The sequence below is a fragment of the Bacillus sp. AK25 genome, assembly GCF_048270685.1.
In the GTDB taxonomy this organism is placed as follows: domain Bacteria; phylum Bacillota; class Bacilli; order Bacillales; family Bacillaceae; genus Bacillus; species Bacillus altitudinis.
In genome coordinates, this window is sequence record NZ_JBLUWC010000001.1 from 1,699 (window position 1) to 22,890 (window position 21,192).

Here is a 21,192-nt window from a genome sequence, read left to right on the forward strand (position 1 = left end):
TGTTCTTTGAAAACTAGATAACAATAAGTAATACATTCACATTGAATGCAATGCAAAGTTCATCACACATAGTGATTCTTTCTAAAGTAAGAAATGGTTAAGTTAGAAAGGGCGCACGGTGGATGCCTTGGCACTAGGAGCCGATGAAGGACGGGACGAACACCGATATGCTTCGGGGAGCTGTAAGCAAGCTTTGATCCGGAGATTTCCGAATGGGGAAACCCACTGCTCGTAATGGAGTAGTATCCATACTTGAATACATAGAGTATGAGAAGGCATACCCGGGGAACTGAAACATCTAAGTACCCGGAGGAAGAGAAAGCAAATGCGATTCCCTGAGTAGCGGCGAGCGAAACGGGAACAGCCCAAACCAAGAGGCTTGCCTCTTGGGGTTGTAGGACACTCTATACGGAGTTACAAAGGAACGATATAAGCGAAGAGGTCTGGAAAGGCCCGCCAAAGAAGGTAACAGCCCTGTAACTGAAATGTTGTTCTCTCCAGAGTGGATCCTGAGTACGGCGGAACACGTGAAATTCCGTCGGAATCCGGGAGGACCATCTCCCAAGGCTAAATACTCCCTAGTGACCGATAGTGAACCAGTACCGTGAGGGAAAGGTGAAAAGCACCCCGGAAGGGGAGTGAAATAGATCCTGAAACCGTGTGCCTACAAGTAGTCAGAGCCCGTTAACGGGTGATGGCGTGCCTTTTGTAGAATGAACCGGCGAGTTACGATCCCGTGCAAGGTTAAGCAGAAGATGCGGAGCCGCAGCGAAAGCGAGTCTGAATAGGGCGCATGAGTACGTGGTCGTAGACCCGAAACCAGGTGATCTACCCATGTCCAGGGTGAAGTTCAGGTAACACTGAATGGAGGCCCGAACCCACGCACGTTGAAAAGTGCGGGGATGAGGTGTGGGTAGGGGTGAAATGCCAATCGAACCTGGAGATAGCTGGTTCTCTCCGAAATAGCTTTAGGGCTAGCCTCAAGGTAAGAGTCTCGGAGGTAGAGCACTGATTGGACTAGGGGCCCCTACCGGGTTACCGAATTCAGTCAAACTCCGAATGCCGATGACTTATCCTTGGGAGTCAGACTGCGAGTGATAAGATCCGTAGTCGAAAGGGAAACAGCCCAGACCGCCAGCTAAGGTCCCAAAGTATACGTTAAGTGGAAAAGGATGTGGAGTTGCTTAGACAACCAGGATGTTGGCTTAGAAGCAGCCACCATTTAAAGAGTGCGTAATAGCTCACTGGTCGAGTGACTCTGCGCCGAAAATGTACCGGGGCTAAACGTATCACCGAAGCTGCGGACTGTTCTTACGAACAGTGGTAGGAGAGCGTTCTAAGTGCAGTGAAGTCAGACCGGAAGGACTGGTGGAGCGCTTAGAAGTGAGAATGCCGGTATGAGTAGCGAAAGACGGGTGAGAATCCCGTCCACCGAATGCCTAAGGTTTCCTGAGGAAGGCTCGTCCGCTCAGGGTTAGTCGGGACCTAAGCCGAGGCCGAAAGGCGTAGGCGATGGACAACAGGTTGATATTCCTGTACCACCTCCTCACCATTTGAGCAATGGGGGGACGCAGGAGGATAGGGTAAGCGCGGTATTGGATATCCGCGTCCAAGCAGTTAGGCTGGGAAATAGGCAAATCCGTTTCCCGTGAAGGCTGAGCTGTGATGGCGAGCGAAATTTAGTAGCGAAGTTCCTGATTCCACACTGCCAAGAAAAGCCTCTAGCGAGGTGAGAGGTGCCCGTACCGCAAACCGACACAGGTAGGCGAGGAGAGAATCCTAAGGTGATCGAGAGAACTCTCGTTAAGGAACTCGGCAAAATGACCCCGTAACTTCGGGAGAAGGGGTGCTTCTTAGGGTGTTAAAGCCCCGAGAAGCCGCAGTGAATAGGCCCAGGCGACTGTTTAGCAAAAACACAGGTCTCTGCGAAGCCGTAAGGCGAAGTATAGGGGCTGACGCCTGCCCGGTGCTGGAAGGTTAAGAGGAGCGCTTAGCGTAAGCGAAGGTGCGAATTGAAGCCCCAGTAAACGGCGGCCGTAACTATAACGGTCCTAAGGTAGCGAAATTCCTTGTCGGGTAAGTTCCGACCCGCACGAAAGGCGCAACGATCTGGGCACTGTCTCAACGAGAGACTCGGTGAAATTATAGTACCTGTGAAGATGCAGGTTACCCGCGACAGGACGGAAAGACCCCGTGGAGCTTTACTGCAGCCTGATATTGAATGTTGGTACAGCTTGTACAGGATAGGTAGGAGCCTTGGAAACCGGAGCGCTAGCTTCGGTGGAGGCATCGGTGGGATACTACCCTGGCTGTATTGACCTTCTAACCCGCTGCCCTTATCGGGCAGGGAGACAGTGTCAGGTGGGCAGTTTGACTGGGGCGGTCGCCTCCTAAAATGTAACGGAGGCGCCCAAAGGTTCCCTCAGAATGGTTGGAAATCATTCGCAGAGTGTAAAGGCACAAGGGAGCTTGACTGCGAGACCTACAAGTCGAGCAGGGACGAAAGTCGGGCTTAGTGATCCGGTGGTTCCGCATGGAAGGGCCATCGCTCAACGGATAAAAGCTACCCCGGGGATAACAGGCTTATCTCCCCCAAGAGTCCACATCGACGGGGAGGTTTGGCACCTCGATGTCGGCTCATCGCATCCTGGGGCTGTAGTCGGTCCCAAGGGTTGGGCTGTTCGCCCATTAAAGCGGTACGCGAGCTGGGTTCAGAACGTCGTGAGACAGTTCGGTCCCTATCCGTCGCGGGCGCAGGAAATTTGAGAGGAGCTGTCCTTAGTACGAGAGGACCGGGATGGACGCACCGCTGGTGTACCAGTTGTTCTGCCAAGGGCATCGCTGGGTAGCTATGTGCGGACGGGATAAGTGCTGAAAGCATCTAAGCATGAAGCCCCCCTCAAGATGAGATTTCCCATTCCGCAAGGAAGTAAGATCCCTGAAAGATGATCAGGTTGATAGGTCTGAGGTGGAAGCGTGGTGACACGTGGAGCTGACAGATACTAATAGATCGAGGACTTAACCTATATTCTAATGTGAAAAATGAACCTTCTAGCAGCATCATGATATAAGCCGGAAACTTGTCCTCTGCAATCTCCATATAACGTTCAATCATGACATAATCATCACTAATGTATTGAGATAAAAGCTCGTACCACCATTCTGTTTCGTAGCGGGCAATCATACTGAGGTTATACATTAATAAGTAATGGCTGATGATCTCAGGGATCCCTAAAAAGGCATCTCGTGTTGATGGAATGAACCATTGATTCATTTCTAAATCATAGTGAAGGTGAGTAGCAAGAGCAGGGTTTTCTTCTGAAAATACATCAAATACAAGTTTTTTAGCCTCTCGTTGCTTAAGCTTCCAAGTTGTATGGAACTCAAAATATTCAATAAAACGTTCGGCAGACATGTTATAGAGCAAGGGAATATGATCTTGAATCAACATGCCATTTGCTTGCTCTACTTTCACTAAAGTAGAGGGTTGTTTTTGAAACTCCAGAATGTGACCCATCTCAGGTATTTTTGAAAGGAGATTGATCATCGTAAATCGTTCATCTTCAAGACCATTTAAATGAAATAAGTGCTTTAATACATGCATACATAATCCGTTTCGCTGAATCTTGACTTCATCCTCACTAAAACGATAATGTTGCTTCTTTCTTTTTCTTGAGGTGACGCCATGAGCTAAGACAGAGGTTTGAGAAGGATAGTCGGGATCCACTGTCAGCAAACATGCCTTTAAAAGCTGTGCCATTCCATAAAACAATAAAATCGGTTTTAGTTCAAGTGGAGCTGATGCGGCTTGGTCATAAAATGTATGACCGTGCTTTAAAAAGTAAATAAATCGTTCACAGTTTTTATAGGCCTGCTGGTTTGCCTCCTGAATGTTCCGTTTCTCGTACTGTTGAAATAGAAACTTTTGGGAAGTTTCAAGTGAGTAAAAACGTTTTAAATCCTTCCATCCTGAACTTTTCATCTTCTTCCTCAACTCTCTTTGTATTTTCTAAAAATTGCAACTGTTTGTTGCTTCCTTGACATGCTGTTTCCTAGTTGATAATCTACATATAATATTTTGCCGAAAAGAGGGGGATTTACTAATGTGGGAAAGTAAATTTTCAAAAGAAGGTTTGACGTTTGACGACGTGTTGCTTGTTCCAGCAAAGTCTGAGGTGCTTCCGCGTGATGTCAATTTATCAGTTGAGTTAACAAGCACTTTAAAGCTGAACATTCCAATTATTAGTGCAGGAATGGATACTGTGACGGAATCACAAATGGCGATTGCAATGGCACGTCAAGGTGGTCTTGGAATCATCCATAAGAACATGTCTATTGAGCAGCAAGCTGAACAAGTGGACAAAGTAAAACGTTCAGAGCGTGGTGTTATTACAAATCCATTTTTCTTAACACCGGATCATCAAGTATTCGATGCAGAACATTTAATGGGTAAATATCGTATTTCTGGTGTACCGATTGTTAATAACGAACAAGATCAAAAGCTTGTTGGGATTATTACGAACCGTGACCTTCGTTTTATTTCGGATTATTCAATGAAGATTAGCGACGTGATGACAAAAGAGGAACTTGTGACAGCTTCTGTTGGAACAACATTAGAAGAAGCTGAAAAAATCCTTCAGCAATATAAAATTGAAAAATTACCTCTTTTAGATGACGAAGGAACATTAAAAGGTCTCATCACCATCAAAGATATTGAAAAAGTGATCGAATTCCCTAACTCCTCTAAAGATGCACATGGCCGTTTAATTGTTGGTGCCGCTGTAGGTGTCACTGGCGATACAATGACTCGTGTGAAAAAATTAGTAGAAGCCAATGTTGATGTGATCGTCATTGATACAGCACACGGTCATTCTCAAGGTGTTCTAGACACTGTATCGAAAATCCGTGAAACGTATCCTTCTCTTAATATCATTGCTGGTAACGTTGCAACAGCTGAAGCAACAAAAGCATTGTTTGAAGCTGGAGCAGATATTGTAAAAGTGGGTATTGGACCAGGATCGATTTGTACAACACGTGTTGTTGCAGGGGTCGGTGTACCACAAATCACAGCGATTTATGACTGTGCAACAGAAGCAAGAAAACATGGTAAATCTATTATTGCAGATGGTGGAATTAAATATTCAGGTGATATCGTGAAAGCATTAGCTTCTGGTGGACATGCTGTTATGCTGGGAAGCCTTCTTGCTGGTACATCTGAAAGCCCAGGAGAAACAGAAATTTTCCAAGGCAGACGTTTCAAAGTATATCGTGGTATGGGTTCTGTTGCTGCAATGGAAAAAGGAAGTAAAGATCGTTACTTCCAAGAAGATAATAAAAAATTCGTTCCAGAAGGTATCGAAGGACGTACACCGTATAAAGGACCAGTTGTTGACACTGTTTACCAACTCGTTGGCGGTATTCGCTCTGGTATGGGCTACTGTGGAACACAGGACTTACGTACTCTTAGAGAAGAAGCACAATTCATTCGCATGACAGGTGCAGGTCTTCGTGAGAGCCATCCACATGATGTACAAATTACAAAAGAATCACCAAACTACACAATTTCTTGATAAATTGTGACAATCAAATTACATTTGACAGGGTCTATGACTCTGTCTATTTTTTTTGTCTTTATTGTGATAAAATTTATACTGTTGTGTCGAAATAAGCCCTTGTGGATTAAATATATATGAAAAACGTCGAAAAAAGATGAATACGGAGGTATGACGATTGAACAGCAAGATGTTGAAACAGCTTATGGTCTCTATCCTTGCATTGGCATTGATTGTTACTGCATTTACCCCAATGTCCAAAGCAAAAGCGGCTGAAGATCCATTCAATGTGAATGCGAAAGCAGCCATCCTTATTGAAGCTTCTACAGGTAAAATTCTTTATAGTAAAAACGCAGAACAAAGACTGCCTATTGCAAGTATGGCAAAGATGATGACAGAGTATCTATTACTAGAGGCGATTGCTGAAGGCAAAGTGAAATGGGATCAAACATATACCCCAGATGATTACGTGTACGAAATTTCCCAGGATCGCAGTTTATCCAATGTTCCATTGAGAAAAGATGGTTCGTATACTGTCAAAGAACTTTATCAAGCAACGGCTATTTATTCAGCAAATGCAGCAGCAATTGGTCTAGCAGAGGTAATCGCTGGATCAGAATCAAAGTTTGTTGAAAAAATGAATGCAAAAGCAAAAGAACTTGGCTTAACCAATTACAAATTCGTGAATGCAACTGGATTAGAAAATAAAGACTTACATGGCAAACAGCCAAAAGGTACGGGACCTGATGAAGAAAGCGAAGTTTCCGCAAAGGATATGGCTTTGCTTGCACAGCATCTCATCAAAGATCATCCAGAAATTCTTGAAACAGCAAGCATCGCGAAAACAAAGTTCAGAGAAGGCACAGATGACGAAATGGACATGCCAAACTGGAACTTTATGCTTAAAGGACTTGTGAAAGAATATGAAGGCGTAGACGGTCTGAAAACGGGCTCTACTGATTCAGCTGGTTCTAGCTTCACAGGTACAGCAAAACGTGGTGACATGCGTGTGATCGCAGTTGTCCTGAATGCTAAAGGAAATCTTCATACAGCTCGTTTTGATGTGGCGAAAAAATTGTTCGATTATGCCTTTAAAAACTTCACGATGAAAGAAATGTACAAAAAAGGCCAACAAATCAAGGGACATGAAAACATCGAAGTCGATAAAGGGAAAGATAAAGAAGTACCCGTCGTAACGAAAGAAGCTTTCTCTGTACCGGTTAAAAATGGTGACGAGAAGAGCTATAAAGCGAAAGTAAATATTGATAAAAAGAACCTAGAAGCTCCTATTAAAAAAGGAACAAAGGTTGGCATGCTGACGACTTCTTATTCTGGTGATGAGAAGGACTACGGCTATTTGAGTAAAGACCAATCAGGTGTTGAGCTTGTGACGAAAACAGGTGATGAAAAAGCAAACTGGTTCATCCTTGCAATGCGTGGTGTAGGTGGATTCTTCGCTGGCATTTGGGGCGGAATCGTCGACACAGTAAAAGGTTGGTTCTAATAAAAAAACTGCTCTCTATATGTGAGAGCAGTTTTTTTATCGTTAAAAGAAAAGAGATTGTTTGTGGTTTTGAGGTGTAGACAAGGCCTGCTGAAAAATACCACATAACTTTTCCATCCCTTCTGTCAGTGCCTTTTCATTCACATAAGAAAAACTGAGACGTATATAATTCTGCTTCGGCTCCCCAGGATAGCAGACAGAGCCAGGCAGGAAGGTGATTTGCTGCTTCCGTGCCTCATGTAATAGGGCACGTGTATCGACCCAGGAAGGAAAGCTAAGCCACAAATTGAGCCCGCCCTGTGGGATTTGCCACGTGACGTCCTTTGGCGCATGTTTTGTCAACACTTCCATCATCAAATCGCGTCTCACCTTCAAGGCAGTTCTTAATTTTTTCGTATGATCGATCATCTTCTTGGATGTGAGAAACGGTAAGATCGCCTTTTGGGTGAGAAGCGGGCTCCCTAAATCATTATTGGCTTTTGCAGCTAATAAACGGTTAAATATAGAGCCTGACGCTGTAATAATTCCAATTCTGCATCCTGGAGCCAGTGTCTTGCTTAATCCTCGTAAATAAATGACGTGTCCATCGTGATCTAGGCTTTTAATGGGTGCCGGCGGTTTCTTTTCAAAATAAAGCTCACGATAAGGATCATCCTCTACAATGAGACAATCAATGCTTTGTGCCAGTAAAAGCAGCTGTTTTCTTCGTTTCATCGACATACTGGCGCCTGTAGGACTGTGAAAAGTAGGAATGGTATAGATGAGCTTTGGTTTATATTTATCACAAATGCTTTGAAGCTGTTTCATGTTCATTCCTTCATGGTCGACAGGAACCGTAATAATTCGTGCCCCTCTCCCCATAAAGACATCAATTGCGCCTGGATAGGTGGGCGCCTCCATGACAACTACATCATCCGGCCCGATAAATGTACGTGCTACTAAATCAAGCCCTTGCTGAGAACCGCTAGTGACAAGGATATTTTCAGGAGTAGAAGGGACATCTAATTTTTCTAGAAATGATTGAATGACCTGACGAAGCTGAAGGTCACCTTGTATTTCTCCGTATTTTGACATGATTTGAGGATGCCGGGCCAGGACATGCTGCATTTCTTTTTCTAAATACCGGTTAGGTAAAAGACCAGGATCAATCATAGAGGAAGAAAGATTAATGGCTTCTTCGACATAGTGATACTGAGCGAATTGAGACCTTGGTAAATAATCAGGGATCGATAACTGCCAATCGAAAGAAGTAGATGACTGAACCGGGATGTCAGTTTGCTCATGCTGCTCATTCACAAACGTACCTTTTCCTTGTACAGTCGTTAAAAATCCGTCGTCCTTAAGCCGTGTATAGGCTTTTGCTGCTGTGACAAGACTTACATTCAGCTGTTTCGCTAGATCACGTACAGTCGGCAGCTTATCGCCTTGTTGAAGCAGACCTGATTGAATGTGATCAACGATGGAAAAGTAAATCTGATTTGAAAGAGATGTATCTGAATGTCGATGGATATCAATATGCATGAAAATCCTCCAATGGGTGTGGAATTGTTATAGATGGTTTCGAATTGTTATAGATGCATTATAACATGTTAATAACACTTAAAAGAGAGAATGATGCCTTTTTAACTATGAAACCTTGATATATAAGGGTTTCTTCTTTTTTATGAGCTAATTGAATTGTTATACTATTCTCTTTATTGTTATACTCTAACGCTTGTATGATAAAGGTGTTGAATTAATCGAATAGACAAATGGGAGGAAACAATTGTGAGCAATAAGGGAACTGAACGAGTAAAACGTGGAATGGCAGAAATGCAAAAAGGTGGCGTCATTATGGATGTCGTCAATGCTGAGCAGGCAAAAATCGCAGAAGAAGCAGGCGCAGTGGCAGTAATGGCACTAGAACGGGTACCAGCTGATATCCGTGCAGCAGGCGGTGTTGCCCGTATGGCAGACCCAAGAATCGTGGAAGAAGTACAAAATGCAGTAACGATTCCAGTCATGGCAAAAGCACGTATCGGCCACATCGTGGAAGCTCGTGTTCTTGAAGCACTTGGTGTTGATTATATTGATGAGAGTGAAGTGCTGACGCCCGCAGATGAGGAATTCCATTTAAATAAAAATGAATACACGGTTCCTTTCGTATGTGGCTGCCGTGATCTAGGTGAGGCGACTCGTCGTATTGCAGAAGGTGCATCTATGTTGCGTACAAAAGGTGAGCCTGGTACAGGAAATATTGTAGAAGCTGTTCGTCATATGAGAAAGGTCAATGCTCAAATTCGTAAAGTGGCGGCAATGAGTGAAGATGAATTGATGACAGAAGCCAAGAATCTGGGCGCACCTTATGAATTATTGCTTCAAATTAAAAAAGAAGGCAAATTGCCAGTTGTAAACTTTGCAGCTGGAGGTGTTGCGACACCAGCAGATGCAGCATTAATGATGCAGCTCGGAGCAGATGGTGTATTTGTCGGCTCTGGTATCTTCAAATCAGACAATCCAGCTAAGTTTGCAAAAGCGATTGTAGAAGCAACGACTCATTTCACAGATTACCGTCTAATTGCAGAGCTTTCTAAAGAGCTTGGAACAGCGATGAAAGGAATTGAAATTTCAAATCTTCTGCCAGAAGAGCGTATGCAAGAGCGTGGCTGGTAATTAAGGGAGCGCAAACGAACATGCTAACAATTGGTGTACTAGGGCTTCAAGGAGCGGTGAGAGAGCATATTCAATCGATTGAAGCTTGTGGCGTAGCGGGAAAGATCATCAAACGGGTAGAGGAGTTAGAAACGATTGACGGTCTGATTATTCCTGGTGGTGAAAGTACGACGATGAGAAGACTCATGGATACGTACCAATTCATTGAACCGATTAAAGCGTTCGCTGCTCAAGGTAAACCGATATTTGGGACTTGTGCCGGTTTGATTATGCTGGCAAAGCATATAGAAGATCGAGAAGATGCTCATCTTGGCCTGTTAAATGTATCTGTTGCACGTAATTCGTTTGGCAGACAGGTAGACAGCTTTGAAGCAGATGTAGAAGTGAAAGGACTGGATGCGCCGTTTACAGGAGTGTTCATCCGTGCGCCTCATATCATCAGCGCAGATGAGAGCGTAGAGGTCATGGCTGAGTATGACGGCAGGATTGTGATGGCGAAAGAAAACAATATCTTAGGTTGTTCTTTTCATCCAGAGCTGACAGACGACCATAGGTTAACACAGCTGTTTGTTGAGATGGTGGAGTCCTATAAAACGAAGCTTGCTGTATAAAACGGTTGAAAAGAGATAAAACTTATAGTACATTAAAATCACAATCAAAGATCGAAAAAGCGTTGACGGGAAATAGTAAGAAGCCCCTCTTTCTCAGAGAGCCGATGGTTGGTGAGAATCGGTGAAAGATGCATTCTGAATCCATCCTTGAGCGAAATGCTGAAACACGAAGTAAGCATTTACGGTGATGCCGTTACAGAGGAAAGAGGAAAGCATGCTTTTGGCGTGTTTTCAATCAGGGTGGCAACGCGAGAGCTCTCGTCCCTTTCAGGGATGAGGGCTCTTTTTATTTTTCGATAAAAAAGGAGTGTTACACATGCTGGATATTAAACAACTGCGCACGGATTTTGATCAAATCAAAGAAAAATTAGCCCATCGAGGTGAAGATTTAGCGGATTTTGATAAGTTTGGTGAACTAGATCAAAAAAGAAGAGAATTAATCGGCAAAACAGAAGTATTAAAGAGCCGAAGAAATGAAGTATCACAGCAAGTGGCTGTTCTAAAAAGAGAAAAGAAAGACGCCGATCACATTATTCAAGAAATGCGTGAGGTAGGCGATGAGATTAAGAAGTTGGATGATGAATTAAGAACAGTAGAGGAAAGCCTGCAAACCATCCTATTCTCAATTCCAAACATCCCTCATGACTCTGTACCAGTCGGTGAAACAGAAGATGACAACATTGAAGTGAGAAAATGGGGCGAACAGCCAGCCTTCTCATTTGAACCAAAGCCGCATTGGGATGTAGCTGATGAGCTGAAAATTTTGGATTTTGAACGTGCAGGAAAAGTGACAGGAAGCCGTTTCGTTTTTTATAAAGGGCTAGGCGCACGGTTAGAGCGTGCACTTTATAACTTTATGCTGGATTTACACGTAGATGAATTTGGTTTTACTGAAGTACTACCACCTTATATGGTCAACAGAGCAAGCATGACAGGAACTGGACAGCTTCCAAAGTTTGAAGAGGATGCTTTTAAAATTCGAGAAGAAGATTATTTCCTCATTCCAACGGCTGAAGTGCCAATTACGAACATGCACCGTGACGAGATTCTTGAAGGAGAGCAGCTGCCAATCAATTATGCAGCATTTAGTGCTTGCTTTAGATCAGAAGCTGGTTCTGCCGGCAGAGATACGCGCGGACTCATCCGTCAGCACCAATTTAACAAAGTAGAGCTTGTGAAATTTGTCAGACCAGAAGATTCTTATGAAGAATTAGAGAAACTAACAAACCAAGCAGAAAAAGTTCTTCAATTATTGAACCTGCCATACCGTGTCATGAGCATGTGTACAGGAGATTTAGGCTTTACGGCTGCGAAGAAATACGATATCGAAGTATGGATTCCAAGCCAAAATACGTATCGTGAAATTTCTTCTTGCAGTAACTTTGAAGCGTTCCAAGCGAGACGAGCAAACATTCGTTTCCGCCCTGAGCCTAAAGCAAAGCCAGAACACGTGCACACATTAAATGGATCTGGTTTAGCAGTAGGAAGAACTGTTGCAGCCATTTTAGAAAACTATCAACAAGAGGATGGAACAGTGATCATTCCTGAGGTGTTACGTCCTTATATGGGAAATAAAGAAGTGATAAAATAAGATGCCATCATGGCATCTTATTCTTTTTACCTAAACTTCTACAGCTTTTCTAGAATAAGCCGATAAAAGAACTAAAAGCATCTAGGAAAGAAGGAATAACCTTGAATAGGCTTGACTATTATGTTGAAATGGCTCAATTACTCAGAAAAGTTCTAGATGAAAGTGTTCTTTTCGGCATCACTGATACAGAAAAGGTACTTTGCTATTATCCATCGACCACAGTAGATTTTGGCATTAAAGTAGGGGACGCTTTAAACCCAGAGGACCAAAACGTGGCGACGACATTAAGAGGACAAGAATATGATGGGCATTTGCCAGAGTCTTTATATGGTTATGAAATTGCTGTAAAAGGTTATCCGATTTTTGATGAAGATAGAAAAGTGATTGGCTCTTTTTTAGTGGCTTTTTCACATCATCGTGAGAAGAAATTAAGCGGCTATATGGAACATATCAATAAAGTAGCGAAAGAGTTACAAGGTGGAATTGAGCAAATTGCTGCTCATTCTCAAGAACTGGCTGCGACAAGCTTGGAAATTAGTGAGCAGGCCGGAAGAGCAGAAGAGAAATCCGCAAACATTGAAGAAGTCGTCAAAACCATTGGCGGTATTGCGAGACAAACAAACCTGTTAGGACTCAATGCTGCAATTGAAGCGGCAAGAGCAGGTGAAAATGGAAAAGGCTTTGCTGTTGTTGCAGACGAGGTACGAAAGTTATCAGATGGATCAAAGGAAGCAGCTGAAACCATTAATGCATTTTTAAAAGAAATCCAAGACAGCATTGGCACTTTATCTGAAAATATCTCACAAATCAGCAGTTCAACAAACGAACAAGCTAAACAAGTGACAGACTTTACAAAGATTATTGAGTCATTAAATGATTTTAAAGAAGAGATGAATACTTTTATTGAAGAAATTAGACAGGATACGTAATAAATGAAGAGCAGCCGATAATCGGCTGCTTCAGCGTGTAGACAAACCCTCGCATTCTTTGTCAGTCCTGCGTGCTGGTGCTCACGAATGCCAAATTCGCTCCGCGCCAGTACTCGTCCTTCCTAGACTGCAAAGGTTTTCTATTACGCTGAAAAGAAGACGAAAGGCTAAAATAAAGTTCATTTTAGCTTTTTATAGACTAAACATCATACCAAAATCAAATGTTGAAATTTTTTTCGGAAAGATGTTGACTTAAAATAAGATGATATGATATATTAATTCTTGTCGATACGGAGGAATACCCAAGTCCGGCTGAAGGGATCGGTCTTGAAAACCGACAGGGGTGTCAAAGCCCGCGGGGGTTCGAATCCCTCTTCCTCCGCCATATTGATTTTACCTTAGTTGAATTGAAACGCATAAAAATTGGAAATTGTCAAACCGCTGCATTCGAGAAGTGCAGCGGTTTTTTTTATTTTGTGTTAGAGCGATTTTTTTGAATAACAGAAGCAATTTCATGAAGAATAGGATCAAGTGAGCTTTCATCATGAAGTAAGTCGTAATCTTCAATATTAATTTTAATCACAGGGCACAGATCAAATTGTTCAATCCATTCCGTATATCGAGTGTACATTTCTTCCCAATATGCTCGATCGGTTTGAGTTTCCATCTCTCTCCCGCGCTCTTCAATACGATGTAATATATGATCTAAATCCCCATGTAAGTAAATGAGGACATCTGGGTGAGGGAAGTAAGGTGTCATCACCATCGCCTCAAATAGACTTGTATACGTTTCATAGTCTACCTCTGACATGGTACCTTTGTCTGCGTGCATTTTAGCAAAAATACCAGTGTCTTCATAAATGGACCGATCTTGTACATAACCTCCACCAGACTCGAAGATTCGTTTCTGCTCCTTAAAACGTTCAGCTAGGAAATAGACCTGTAAATGAAAGCTCCATCTTTGGAAATCTGAATAAAAAGGCTCTAAGTATGGATTATCATCTACTTTTTCGAGAGAAGTTTGAAACCCTAGCTTGTCCGCTATTGTTTTCGTCATGGTCGATTTTCCGACACCAACTGTCCCTGCAATTGTAATGACAGCATCCTTTGGTATTTCGATATTTTTCATAGTACTTGCTCCTTTATGTTCTGTACAATTTGCTGGTAATCTTGCTGTGAGGAAACGAAGTCTGTATGATCGCCTTCAATTGTAATAATAGGAAGACCTGGGTCAGTTTGTTTTAAATGCTCGATGGCCAACTCATAATCTTCAATCAAGGTTTTTAAATAAGCTGGATCAATGTCTTCTTCAAAAGATCGGCCTCTCATCTTTATTCTATCAAGTAAGGTGGGAAGGCTGGCTTTTATATAGATCATGGCATTTGGTTTAGGAAGATCATCTGTCAGCAAGTGATAGATCTTTCTGTATTTATCCATGTGCTTTTTGGATAAGGTTCTTTCTGCAAATATCATATTTTTATAGACATGATAATCAGTGACAATCGGCTGCTGTTTTTTGACATAGTTCTCTTCAATAGATTCTAACTGTTTAAACCGATTGCATAGAAAGAACATCTCAAGCTGAAAGCTCCATTGTTCCATATCTTCATAAAATTTATCTAAGAATGGATTTTCTTCTACAATTTCTTTTACTAAAGGAAATTGAAATTCCTTTGAAAGCATTGTAGCCAAGGTTGTTTTTCCGGCTCCAATTGGGCCTTCCACTGCAATAAAAGGGGCAGGATACATAGGCGTTCTCCTCTATCTATAAAGTTGTCAAACCAATGTATATTGTACCATACCCCTTCTGAGAGATAGAGCGTATGAATTACGATGTCGTTCTTTTTTCAATATTAAATTGATCTGATAACAACAACCAGTTTTGTGGGAAGGATAGACCTAATTTCCAGTAAGCAATTCCATTTAGGTTTAACTCTTTAATGAGATTAAATTTGGCTTGAATGGATCTTGCATCTTCAAACCAAACCTCGTGTTCTTTGTTGTTAGCATCTGTATAACGGAAATAAGGTGCTTGTGCTGTTTCGTCATATAAAATAGATACATTATTCTCTCTAGCAATGGCAATCGCTTGTTGAGGGCTGACGGCTTTGGCGATAGGGCCTCCTTGAACATAAGGAAGCGTCCAATCATAACCATATAAATTCTGCCCCATCACAATTTTATTGGCAGGTATGACAGTCAGTGCATATTCAATGACTTGGCGGACAGGGCCGATCGGAGAGACGGCTTGTGCAGGCCCGCCGCTGTAGCCCCACTCATAAGTCATTAGCACAACATGATCAACGATCTTACCGATTGCTTCATAGTCATGCGCCTCATACCACTTTCCTTTCTGTTCACTGCTTGTTTTAGGAGCAAGTGCCACAGAAATAGTCCAACCCTGTTGATGAAAACGAGTTGTTGCTTCTCTTAAAAATTGAAGGTAGGCTTCTTTATCAACAGGGCGTAAATATTCAAAGTCAAAATGGATTTCTTTTAATTGATACTTTTGAGCAACGCGGACGATTTCATTTAATAATGTTGTTTTGACAGATTGATTTGTTAAAAGGATTCGCCCGAGTTCATCACTAAATTTATCATTCTCTAGATTTGTGACTACCATGGATAAAACCGTTCTGCTTTGAGCGGCAATTTGAGGCAATTGATCTAATGGTGGCTCGCGAAGTGTGCCGTCTCTTTGCGCTTGAAAACTAAAAGCGCCGAGATGTGTTAAGTATGGAGATGCCTCTCTGGCTGCTTGCTTTAAATTTTCGCTGACTTGGTTTCCGCGAGGTTCTATATAAGCGTTAGAATTAATATTTCTTTTCGGTCTTTGTGGAATATAAAGCAAAAAACGAATAGGCAATATAGCTTCAGGCCGAATCCGATTCACACGTGCCAATTCTTCTACCGAAATTTGAAATCTTCTTCCAATTTGATAAAGTGTATCATTTTGTTTGACCTCATAAAATTGACCTCTAATAGGGATGACAATTGTTTGTCCAACGACTAGTTGATTTGGTGTTTCGATGTCGTTGGTCCGAATGATTTCATTTACCGTTGTTTTAAAACGCATGGCAATTTCATTTAACGTATCTCCTCTTTTGACAACATAAATTTGAATGGTCAACGCCCCCTTTGTTATTGCTAACAATTTATGAGGGTGATGGATAAATCATGTTTGATTTTCATCCGTGATCTCTTTAGTTGTTGTGATTTTGGCAAGAAGAACGTTCTCCATCATCGTTAAAGCGTACTCGTTGTCTCTATCATCATTTGAAGCAATACAATCTTTAGGTACAGTGAGGTTGTACTCTCGCATGTAAGCGTCATTTGCAGTGAACAGGACACAGATGTTTCCGGCAATTCCAGTTAAAATAAGATCTTGCACACCTAATTCATTTAGGAGTGTCTCTAGTGCTGTTCCGTAAAAGGCAGAGTGCTTAGGTTTAATTAAGAAGTAATCATCTTTAGATGGTGCCATTTGTTCTAAAATAGGGGCACTTCTTTCGTTTTTGCATGTTTCCATAACAGCTTTGATATCAGCCTTCCAGAGTCCGTAGTGGTCGTTGATATAGATAATTGGCCAATTTTTCTTGAAAGCGTGTTGTTTAAGGGCTAAAATTTTATTGGTCATTTGCTCTGTTTTTTCAGCGAGCACATGTCCCATTTCGAAATCAAAATTATTGATCATGTCAATAATAAGTAGTGCCTTTTGTTGTTTTGGCAAATCAAGACCCCCTTTAAAAGATTGTGATAATATGTTAACCTCAATATCCTTTAAAAAAACATGAAAAGAGAGCCGTGCTATGACGAAAGATGAACAGTTTATGCAAGAAGCTATTTCTGAAGCTTTGAAAGCAAAACAAATAGGAGAAGTTCCAATCGGTGCCGTCATCGTTGTTGATGATCAAATTGTAAGCCGTGCTCACAATTTAAGGGAAAGTGAACAGCGATCAATTGCTCATGCGGAATTACTTGCTATTGATGAAGCGTGTAAAATGACTGGTAGCTGGCGTTTAGAAGATGCTGTACTTTATGTTACACTCGAACCGTGCCCAATGTGTGCAGGCGCTATTGTACTTTCAAGAGTGAAAAAGGTCGTTTTTGGTGCCTATGATCCTAAAGGTGGATGTGCTGGTACTTTAATGAATTTATTGGACGATGAGCGGTTCAATCATCAGTCTGAAGTCATTGGCGGTATGCTTGAAAATGAGTGTGGTGAGCTGTTAAGTCAGTTCTTTCGAGACCTCCGTCAGCAGAAGAAGCAAGCGAAAAGTAAATGAATGGATGTCGTTTGCAATTTTATCACTTAGAAGGTATACTTATGTCTGCGTCACCAACAATTTAATATTCATTTTGCCGTGCTAAGCGGGGAGGTAGCGGTGCCCTGTACTCGCAATCCGCTCTAGCGAGGCCGAATCCCTTCTCAAGGTTCGTTTACTTCAAGGTCTGCCTTAAATAAGTGGTGTTGACGTCTGGGTCCTGCGCAATGGGAATTCATGAACCATGTCAGGTCCGGAAGGAAGCAGCATTAAGTGAAACCTCTCATGTGCCGCAGGGTTGCCTGGGCCGAGCTAACTGTTTAAGTAACGCTTGGGGTAGCGAATCGACAGAAGGTGCACGGTAAATCAATATTAAATGTAACTCATCTAGTTTATCTAGGTGAGTTTTTTGTTGCTATTGAAAGAATATATCAGTTGTTTTGTTTATACAAATAGCAAAAAAGCCATTTTTAAGGTGAGGTTTTTTTTGAAGCAATCCATAGAGAGAACAAATGTTCTTATTGATCTGGCAGACATTTTCAGAAAGCAGGAAAACACGTTTTTTAATCAAGAAAAGTAAAAAGTCTTTAAAGGAAATGCTCTTTTTCGTTTATTAGAAAATAAAGGTGTACTTTTGAATTGATCGTTGCATCATGTATAATGAACATGATGATAAATGGAGGAGGGCGTATTTGTGAGTTATCAAGCTTTATACCGAGTGTTCAGACCTCAAGTTTTTGAGGATGTTGTTGGACAAGAACACATCACAAAAACGTTGCAAAATGCCCTTTTGCAGAAAAAGTTTTCTCATGCTTACTTATTTTCAGGTCCTAGAGGAACAGGTAAAACAAGTGCTGCCAAGATTTTTGCGAAAGCAGTGAACTGTGAAAAGTCACCTGTTAGTGAGCCGTGTAATGAGTGTGATGCCTGTAGAGGGATTACGACCGGTTCGATTTCAGACGTGATTGAAATAGATGCTGCCTCAAATAACGGGGTAGATGAAATTCGGGATATACGTGATAAAGTGAAATTTGCTCCTTCAGCGGTTACATATAAGGTTTATATTATAGATGAGGTACATATGCTCTCTATCGGGGCATTTAATGCACTTCTTAAAACGCTAGAGGAACCACCTGCTCATTGTATCTTTATTTTGGCTACCACAGAGCCTCATAAGATTCCTCTTACCATCATATCAAGATGTCAGAGATTTGATTTTAAACGGATCACGACAAAAGATATTGTTGGACGAATGGAGAAAATTGTAGATGCAGAAAGCCTAAATATACAAGAGGGTTCACTCGAGATTATTGCTAGTGCGGCAGATGGAGGCATGCGTGACGCACTTAGTCTCCTTGACCAAGCGATCTCATTTAGTGGTGAACAGCTCACAATTGATGATGCACTGCTCATTACAGGTGCTGTATCTCAGCATTTCATTAGTCAGCTTGCTGAAGCCATTTTTGAGCAAAATATTGCGATAGCGCTGGATACGTTAAATGAATTGCTTCAACAGGGGAAAGATGCTGCGAAATTAATAGAGGATATGATCTTCTACTTTAGAGATATGCTTTTATTCAAAACAGCACCGGATCTTGAAGGTGTCCTTGAAAAAGTCAAAGTCGACGATAAGTTTGTGGCTCTTTCAGAACGTGTGGCACCTCAGTTTCTTTATGAAACGATTGAAGTGCTGAATAAAAGCCATCAGGAAATGAAATGGACAAATCATCCTAGAATTTTCTTTGAAGTAGCTGTGGTTAAGCTCTGTCAGTCAACGGCTGGTGCTGTATCATCTCCGGCTGATTCCGACCTAACAGCGTTAACGAATAAAATAGACAGGCTGGAACAGGAGCTATCTAGGCTAAAAGCTGAGGGTGTTCCAATGACTCAGTCTCAGAGTCCTCAAGCAAAAACGGAAGCACCTCGACCTCAAACGAGTAATAAAAATGGCTATCGCGCACCTGTCGGTCGAATTCATGAGATTTTAAAAGAAGCGAAGCGACCGGAACTAGAAAAAATAAAAGGCAAATGGGGAGAGCTTCTTGCCCAATTAAAACAGCAAAATAAGGTTTCTCACGCTGCGCTATTAACAGATAGTGAACCAGTTGCGGCGGCAACTCATGCCTTTGTTTTAAAATTCAAATTTGAAATACATTGTAAGATGGTGGCCGAAGATAAAAGTGGTGTTCGAACCAATCTTGAGCAACTGCTAGAATCTATGCTAGGAAAAAGAGTGGAATTAGTTGGCGTTCCTGACGCTCAATGGGGTAAAATAAGAGAAGAATTTTTAAGAGATCATCAGCCTGAAGAACAAGCAGATGGTCAGTCAGCTTCTGCTGAAGAAGATCCATTAATTGCAGAAGCAAAGAAGTTAGTAGGAACCGATTTAATTGAAATTAAAGATTAACAATTTGAAAGAGAGTGGTGTTCATATGCGCGGTGGAATGGGAAATATGCAAAAAATGATGAAACAAATGCAAAAAATGCAGAAGGATATGGCTAAGGCTCAAGAAGAGCTTGCAGAAAAAGTCCTTGAAGGTACTGCGGGTGGCGGTATGGTCACTGTAAAAGTAAATGGACAAAAAGAAGTCATTGATGTGGCGATTAATGAAGAAGTTGTTGATCCTGAAGACATCGATATGCTTCAAGACCTTGTACTTGCAGCAACAAATGATGCATTGAAAAAAGTTGATGAACTAACGAATGAAACAATGGGTCAATTCACAAAAGGAATGAACATGCCAGGTTTATTCTAGGAGGAATAACTGAAGATGCAATATCCTGAACCAATATCAAAGCTGATTGATAGCTTTATGAAATTGCCAGGAATCGGACCTAAAACTGCGGTCCGTCTGGCTTTTTTTGTTCTTAGTATGCAAGAAGATGTCGTGCTGGATTTTGCGAAGGCACTTGTTAATGCAAAGCGTAATTTAACTTATTGTTCTGTTTGCGGACATATCACCGACCAGGATCCTTGCTATATTTGTGAAGATACAAGAAGAGATCAATCTGTGATCTGTGTCGTGCAGGATCCAAAAGATGTGATCGCAATGGAAAAAATGAAAGAATACAACGGCTTATATCATGTGCTTCATGGTGCTATTTCACCAATGGACGGAATTGGACCAGAGGATATTAAAATTCCTGACCTATTAAAAAGATTGCAAGACGATCAAGTCACAGAGGTCATTCTTGCAACCAACCCAAACATTGAGGGTGAAGCGACAGCTATGTATATCTCTAGATTGTTGAAACCATCAGGAATTAAACTCTCTCGCATTGCTCACGGACTCCCAGTAGGTGGAGACTTAGAGTATGCGGATGAAGTCACACTTTCTAAGGCTCTAGAAGGCAGACGTGAGATGTAGGAAGGAGAAGTACGGTACATGGGTTTTCTTCGCAGAAAATCAATTCGAAAAGAATTCGATGAGATATTAATTCAACAGCTTTTTAAGCAAAAGGAAGAATGGAACAGACAAAAAAAGCTTGTCGCAAATAGCGTTGAGCCTTCACCGGACATTCTATTCGAATTAAAGCTTGCTCAAGCGAAGTACTTTTTCTATCTGAGAGAAGCGAAAAAGAGAAATTTACGTTTAAACAACTGGAGATAGCAGGTCTATTTTCCATAATCCTCTCATATGCTTGTACTATTCATATGAAGAGGAGATGAGAGGATTATGGAACCTGTTATTGTGATTGGTTCAATTTTGTTAGCTGTTTTATTGTTGTTTATGTCGGGTGTTCAAGCGAATCCATTCAAATGGTTAGGACTTATTGGAGTTAAGTTTGTCGCAGGTGCTCTTTTTTTATTTTGTCTCAATTTATTCGGTGAGAGTTTAGGGCTGCATGTTTCCATTAACCCTGTAACGAGTGGAATTAGTGGTTTGTTGGGCATTCCAGGTGTAGCAGCTTTAGTCGTAATTGAAAAGTTTATTATTTAATGCAAAATATTGTTGACTTTGATTATATATGGTGGTAAATTAATATACGTCGCTGATGACGAAGAAACGAAAAAACATAATAACAAAAAAGTTGTTGACACTAACAACTTGGACGTGATAAGATGTTCTAGTCGCTTCTGAAGAGGT

General features: G+C 41.7%; 16 protein-coding genes, 1 tRNA gene, 1 rRNA gene, 1 other RNA gene, 2 pseudogenes and 1 other annotated feature. Of the genes and pseudogenes, 15 read left to right on the plus strand and 6 right to left on the minus strand.

The genetic code is table 11. The features are described from left to right. Positions 1 to 95 precede the first annotated feature (95 nt). Positions 96 to 3,026: ribosomal RNA gene (locus ACNO7B_RS00010) — 23S ribosomal RNA — on the plus strand. 23 nt (positions 3,027 to 3,049) lie between these two features. Here ACNO7B_RS00010 and ACNO7B_RS00015 read toward each other — a convergent pair. Continuing rightward, positions 3,050 to 3,982 (minus strand): annotated as a pseudogene (locus tag ACNO7B_RS00015) (YaaC family protein); the annotation flags it as partial. Between the two features lie 121 nt (positions 3,983 to 4,103). Between ACNO7B_RS00015 and guaB the strand changes: the two are divergent. Further along, positions 4,104 to 5,570, plus strand: coding sequence for an IMP dehydrogenase (gene guaB, locus ACNO7B_RS00020; protein ID WP_008342039.1), 1,467 nt, complete (start codon positions 4,104 to 4,106; stop codon positions 5,568 to 5,570). A 160-nt stretch (positions 5,571 to 5,730) separates the two neighbouring features. Then, positions 5,731 to 7,056 carry a D-alanyl-D-alanine carboxypeptidase family protein gene (locus tag ACNO7B_RS00025; protein ID WP_008342036.1) on the plus strand — a complete coding sequence of 442 codons (1,326 nt, stop codon included), beginning with the start codon at positions 5,731 to 5,733 and terminating at the stop codon, positions 7,054 to 7,056. A 42-nt stretch (positions 7,057 to 7,098) separates the two neighbouring features. Here the strand turns inward: ACNO7B_RS00025 and ACNO7B_RS00030 are convergent, their stop codons facing one another. Beyond that, positions 7,099 to 8,577, minus strand: a complete 1,479-nt coding sequence (locus ACNO7B_RS00030; RefSeq protein ID WP_007496070.1) for a PLP-dependent aminotransferase family protein — start codon at positions 8,575 to 8,577, stop codon at positions 7,099 to 7,101. A gap of 246 nt (positions 8,578 to 8,823) precedes the next feature. On the opposite strand from ACNO7B_RS00030, the gene pdxS reads away from it, so the two are divergent. The 5 genes and pseudogenes from pdxS to ACNO7B_RS00055 all read left to right on the plus strand — a co-directional run bounded on the left by pdxS (position 8,824) and on the right by ACNO7B_RS00055 (position 13,224). Then, positions 8,824 to 9,708 carry a pyridoxal 5'-phosphate synthase lyase subunit PdxS gene (pdxS, locus tag ACNO7B_RS00035; RefSeq protein ID WP_008342033.1) on the plus strand — a complete coding sequence of 295 codons (885 nt, stop codon included), beginning with the start codon at positions 8,824 to 8,826 and terminating at the stop codon, positions 9,706 to 9,708. Positions 9,709 to 9,728: 20 nt separating this feature from the next. After that, positions 9,729 to 10,319 carry a pyridoxal 5'-phosphate synthase glutaminase subunit PdxT gene (gene pdxT / locus ACNO7B_RS00040; RefSeq protein WP_417901022.1) on the plus strand — a complete coding sequence of 197 codons (591 nt, stop codon included), beginning with the start codon at positions 9,729 to 9,731 and terminating at the stop codon, positions 10,317 to 10,319. Between the two features lie 53 nt (positions 10,320 to 10,372). Further along, positions 10,373 to 10,588: a binding site (T-box leader), on the plus strand. Between the two features lie 47 nt (positions 10,589 to 10,635). Continuing rightward, positions 10,636 to 11,910: a serine--tRNA ligase gene (gene serS, locus ACNO7B_RS00045; protein WP_008342028.1), complete on the plus strand. Its 1,275-nt coding sequence runs from the start codon at positions 10,636 to 10,638 to the stop codon at positions 11,908 to 11,910. Positions 11,911 to 12,506: 596 nt separating this feature from the next. Further along, positions 12,507 to 12,839 (plus strand): annotated as a pseudogene (locus tag ACNO7B_RS00050) (methyl-accepting chemotaxis protein); the annotation flags it as partial. A gap of 292 nt (positions 12,840 to 13,131) precedes the next feature. Then, positions 13,132 to 13,224 (plus strand) — tRNA-Ser (locus ACNO7B_RS00055). A gap of 84 nt (positions 13,225 to 13,308) precedes the next feature. Here the strand turns inward: ACNO7B_RS00055 and ACNO7B_RS00060 are convergent. The 4 genes from ACNO7B_RS00060 to ACNO7B_RS00075 form a co-directional block, all read right to left on the minus strand. Beyond that, complete coding sequence (locus ACNO7B_RS00060) at positions 13,309 to 13,968, minus strand: deoxynucleoside kinase (protein ID WP_024719578.1); 660 nt, start codon at positions 13,966 to 13,968, stop codon at positions 13,309 to 13,311. Continuing rightward, the gene (locus ACNO7B_RS00065) at positions 13,965 to 14,588 is read right to left on the minus strand and encodes a deoxynucleoside kinase (protein WP_017366700.1); all 624 of its coding nucleotides are present in this window, start codon (positions 14,586 to 14,588) and stop codon (positions 13,965 to 13,967) included. The genes ACNO7B_RS00060 and ACNO7B_RS00065 overlap by 4 nt, the downstream gene beginning before the upstream one ends. Positions 14,589 to 14,667: 79 nt before the next feature. Next, a complete protein-coding gene (locus ACNO7B_RS00070) occupies positions 14,668 to 15,915 on the minus strand; it encodes a glycoside hydrolase family 18 protein (protein ID WP_151023375.1) in 1,248 nt (415 codons plus the stop codon). Positions 15,916 to 16,014: 99 nt separating this feature from the next. Continuing rightward, the gene (locus ACNO7B_RS00075) at positions 16,015 to 16,569 is read right to left on the minus strand and encodes an isochorismatase family cysteine hydrolase (RefSeq protein ID WP_017359012.1); all 555 of its coding nucleotides are present in this window, start codon (positions 16,567 to 16,569) and stop codon (positions 16,015 to 16,017) included. Between the two features lie 79 nt (positions 16,570 to 16,648). On the opposite strand from ACNO7B_RS00075, the gene tadA reads away from it, so the two are divergent. The 7 genes from tadA (at position 16,649) to ACNO7B_RS00110 (ending at position 21,045) form a co-directional block, all read left to right on the plus strand. Beyond that, complete coding sequence (gene tadA, locus ACNO7B_RS00080; RefSeq protein ID WP_181891410.1) at positions 16,649 to 17,125, plus strand: tRNA adenosine(34) deaminase TadA; 477 nt, start codon at positions 16,649 to 16,651, stop codon at positions 17,123 to 17,125. 76 nt (positions 17,126 to 17,201) lie between these two features. Beyond that, positions 17,202 to 17,466: signal recognition particle sRNA large type (ffs, locus tag ACNO7B_RS00085), an RNA gene on the plus strand. 332 nt (positions 17,467 to 17,798) lie between these two features. Next, complete coding sequence (dnaX, locus tag ACNO7B_RS00090) at positions 17,799 to 19,511, plus strand: DNA polymerase III subunit gamma/tau (RefSeq protein WP_181891411.1); 1,713 nt, start codon at positions 17,799 to 17,801, stop codon at positions 19,509 to 19,511. A 25-nt stretch (positions 19,512 to 19,536) separates the two neighbouring features. Continuing rightward, entirely contained in the window at positions 19,537 to 19,860 is a 324-nt protein-coding gene (locus tag ACNO7B_RS00095; protein ID WP_025206594.1) for a YbaB/EbfC family nucleoid-associated protein, read from the plus strand. A 15-nt stretch (positions 19,861 to 19,875) separates the two neighbouring features. Beyond that, positions 19,876 to 20,472 (plus strand): recombination protein RecR, encoded by a 597-nt coding sequence (gene recR / locus ACNO7B_RS00100; protein ID WP_003218094.1) that lies wholly within the window; start codon positions 19,876 to 19,878, stop codon positions 20,470 to 20,472. A gap of 18 nt (positions 20,473 to 20,490) precedes the next feature. Then, a complete protein-coding gene (locus ACNO7B_RS00105) occupies positions 20,491 to 20,715 on the plus strand; it encodes a YaaL family protein (RefSeq protein WP_008342008.1) in 225 nt (74 codons plus the stop codon). A gap of 66 nt (positions 20,716 to 20,781) precedes the next feature. Continuing rightward, positions 20,782 to 21,045 carry a pro-sigmaK processing inhibitor BofA family protein gene (locus ACNO7B_RS00110; protein ID WP_008342006.1) on the plus strand — a complete coding sequence of 88 codons (264 nt, stop codon included), beginning with the start codon at positions 20,782 to 20,784 and terminating at the stop codon, positions 21,043 to 21,045. Positions 21,046 to 21,192 lie beyond the last annotated feature (147 nt).

What these genes read in the sequence shown, in the direction of transcription:
- guaB (WP_008342039.1), top strand. Translation starts at nt 4,104, where the DNA reads ATGTGGGAAAGTAAATTTTCAAAAGAAGGTTTGACGTTTGACGACGTG.
- ACNO7B_RS00030 (WP_007496070.1), bottom strand. Translation starts at nt 8,577, where the DNA reads ATGCATATTGATATCCATCGACATTCAGATACATCTCTTTCAAATCAG.
- pdxT (WP_417901022.1), top strand. Translation starts at nt 9,729, where the DNA reads ATGCTAACAATTGGTGTACTAGGGCTTCAAGGAGCGGTGAGAGAGCAT.
- serS (WP_008342028.1), top strand. Translation starts at nt 10,636, where the DNA reads ATGCTGGATATTAAACAACTGCGCACGGATTTTGATCAAATCAAAGAA.
- ACNO7B_RS00060 (WP_024719578.1), bottom strand. Translation starts at nt 13,968, where the DNA reads ATGAAAAATATCGAAATACCAAAGGATGCTGTCATTACAATTGCAGGG.
- ACNO7B_RS00065 (WP_017366700.1), bottom strand. Translation starts at nt 14,588, where the DNA reads ATGTATCCTGCCCCTTTTATTGCAGTGGAAGGCCCAATTGGAGCCGGA.
- ACNO7B_RS00070 (WP_151023375.1), bottom strand. Translation starts at nt 15,915, where the DNA reads ATGCGTTTTAAAACAACGGTAAATGAAATCATTCGGACCAACGACATC.
- tadA (WP_181891410.1), top strand. Translation starts at nt 16,649, where the DNA reads ATGACGAAAGATGAACAGTTTATGCAAGAAGCTATTTCTGAAGCTTTG.
- ACNO7B_RS00095 (WP_025206594.1), top strand. Translation starts at nt 19,537, where the DNA reads ATGCGCGGTGGAATGGGAAATATGCAAAAAATGATGAAACAAATGCAA.
- recR (WP_003218094.1), top strand. Translation starts at nt 19,876, where the DNA reads ATGCAATATCCTGAACCAATATCAAAGCTGATTGATAGCTTTATGAAA.
- ACNO7B_RS00105 (WP_008342008.1), top strand. Translation starts at nt 20,491, where the DNA reads ATGGGTTTTCTTCGCAGAAAATCAATTCGAAAAGAATTCGATGAGATA.
- ACNO7B_RS00110 (WP_008342006.1), top strand. Translation starts at nt 20,782, where the DNA reads ATGGAACCTGTTATTGTGATTGGTTCAATTTTGTTAGCTGTTTTATTG.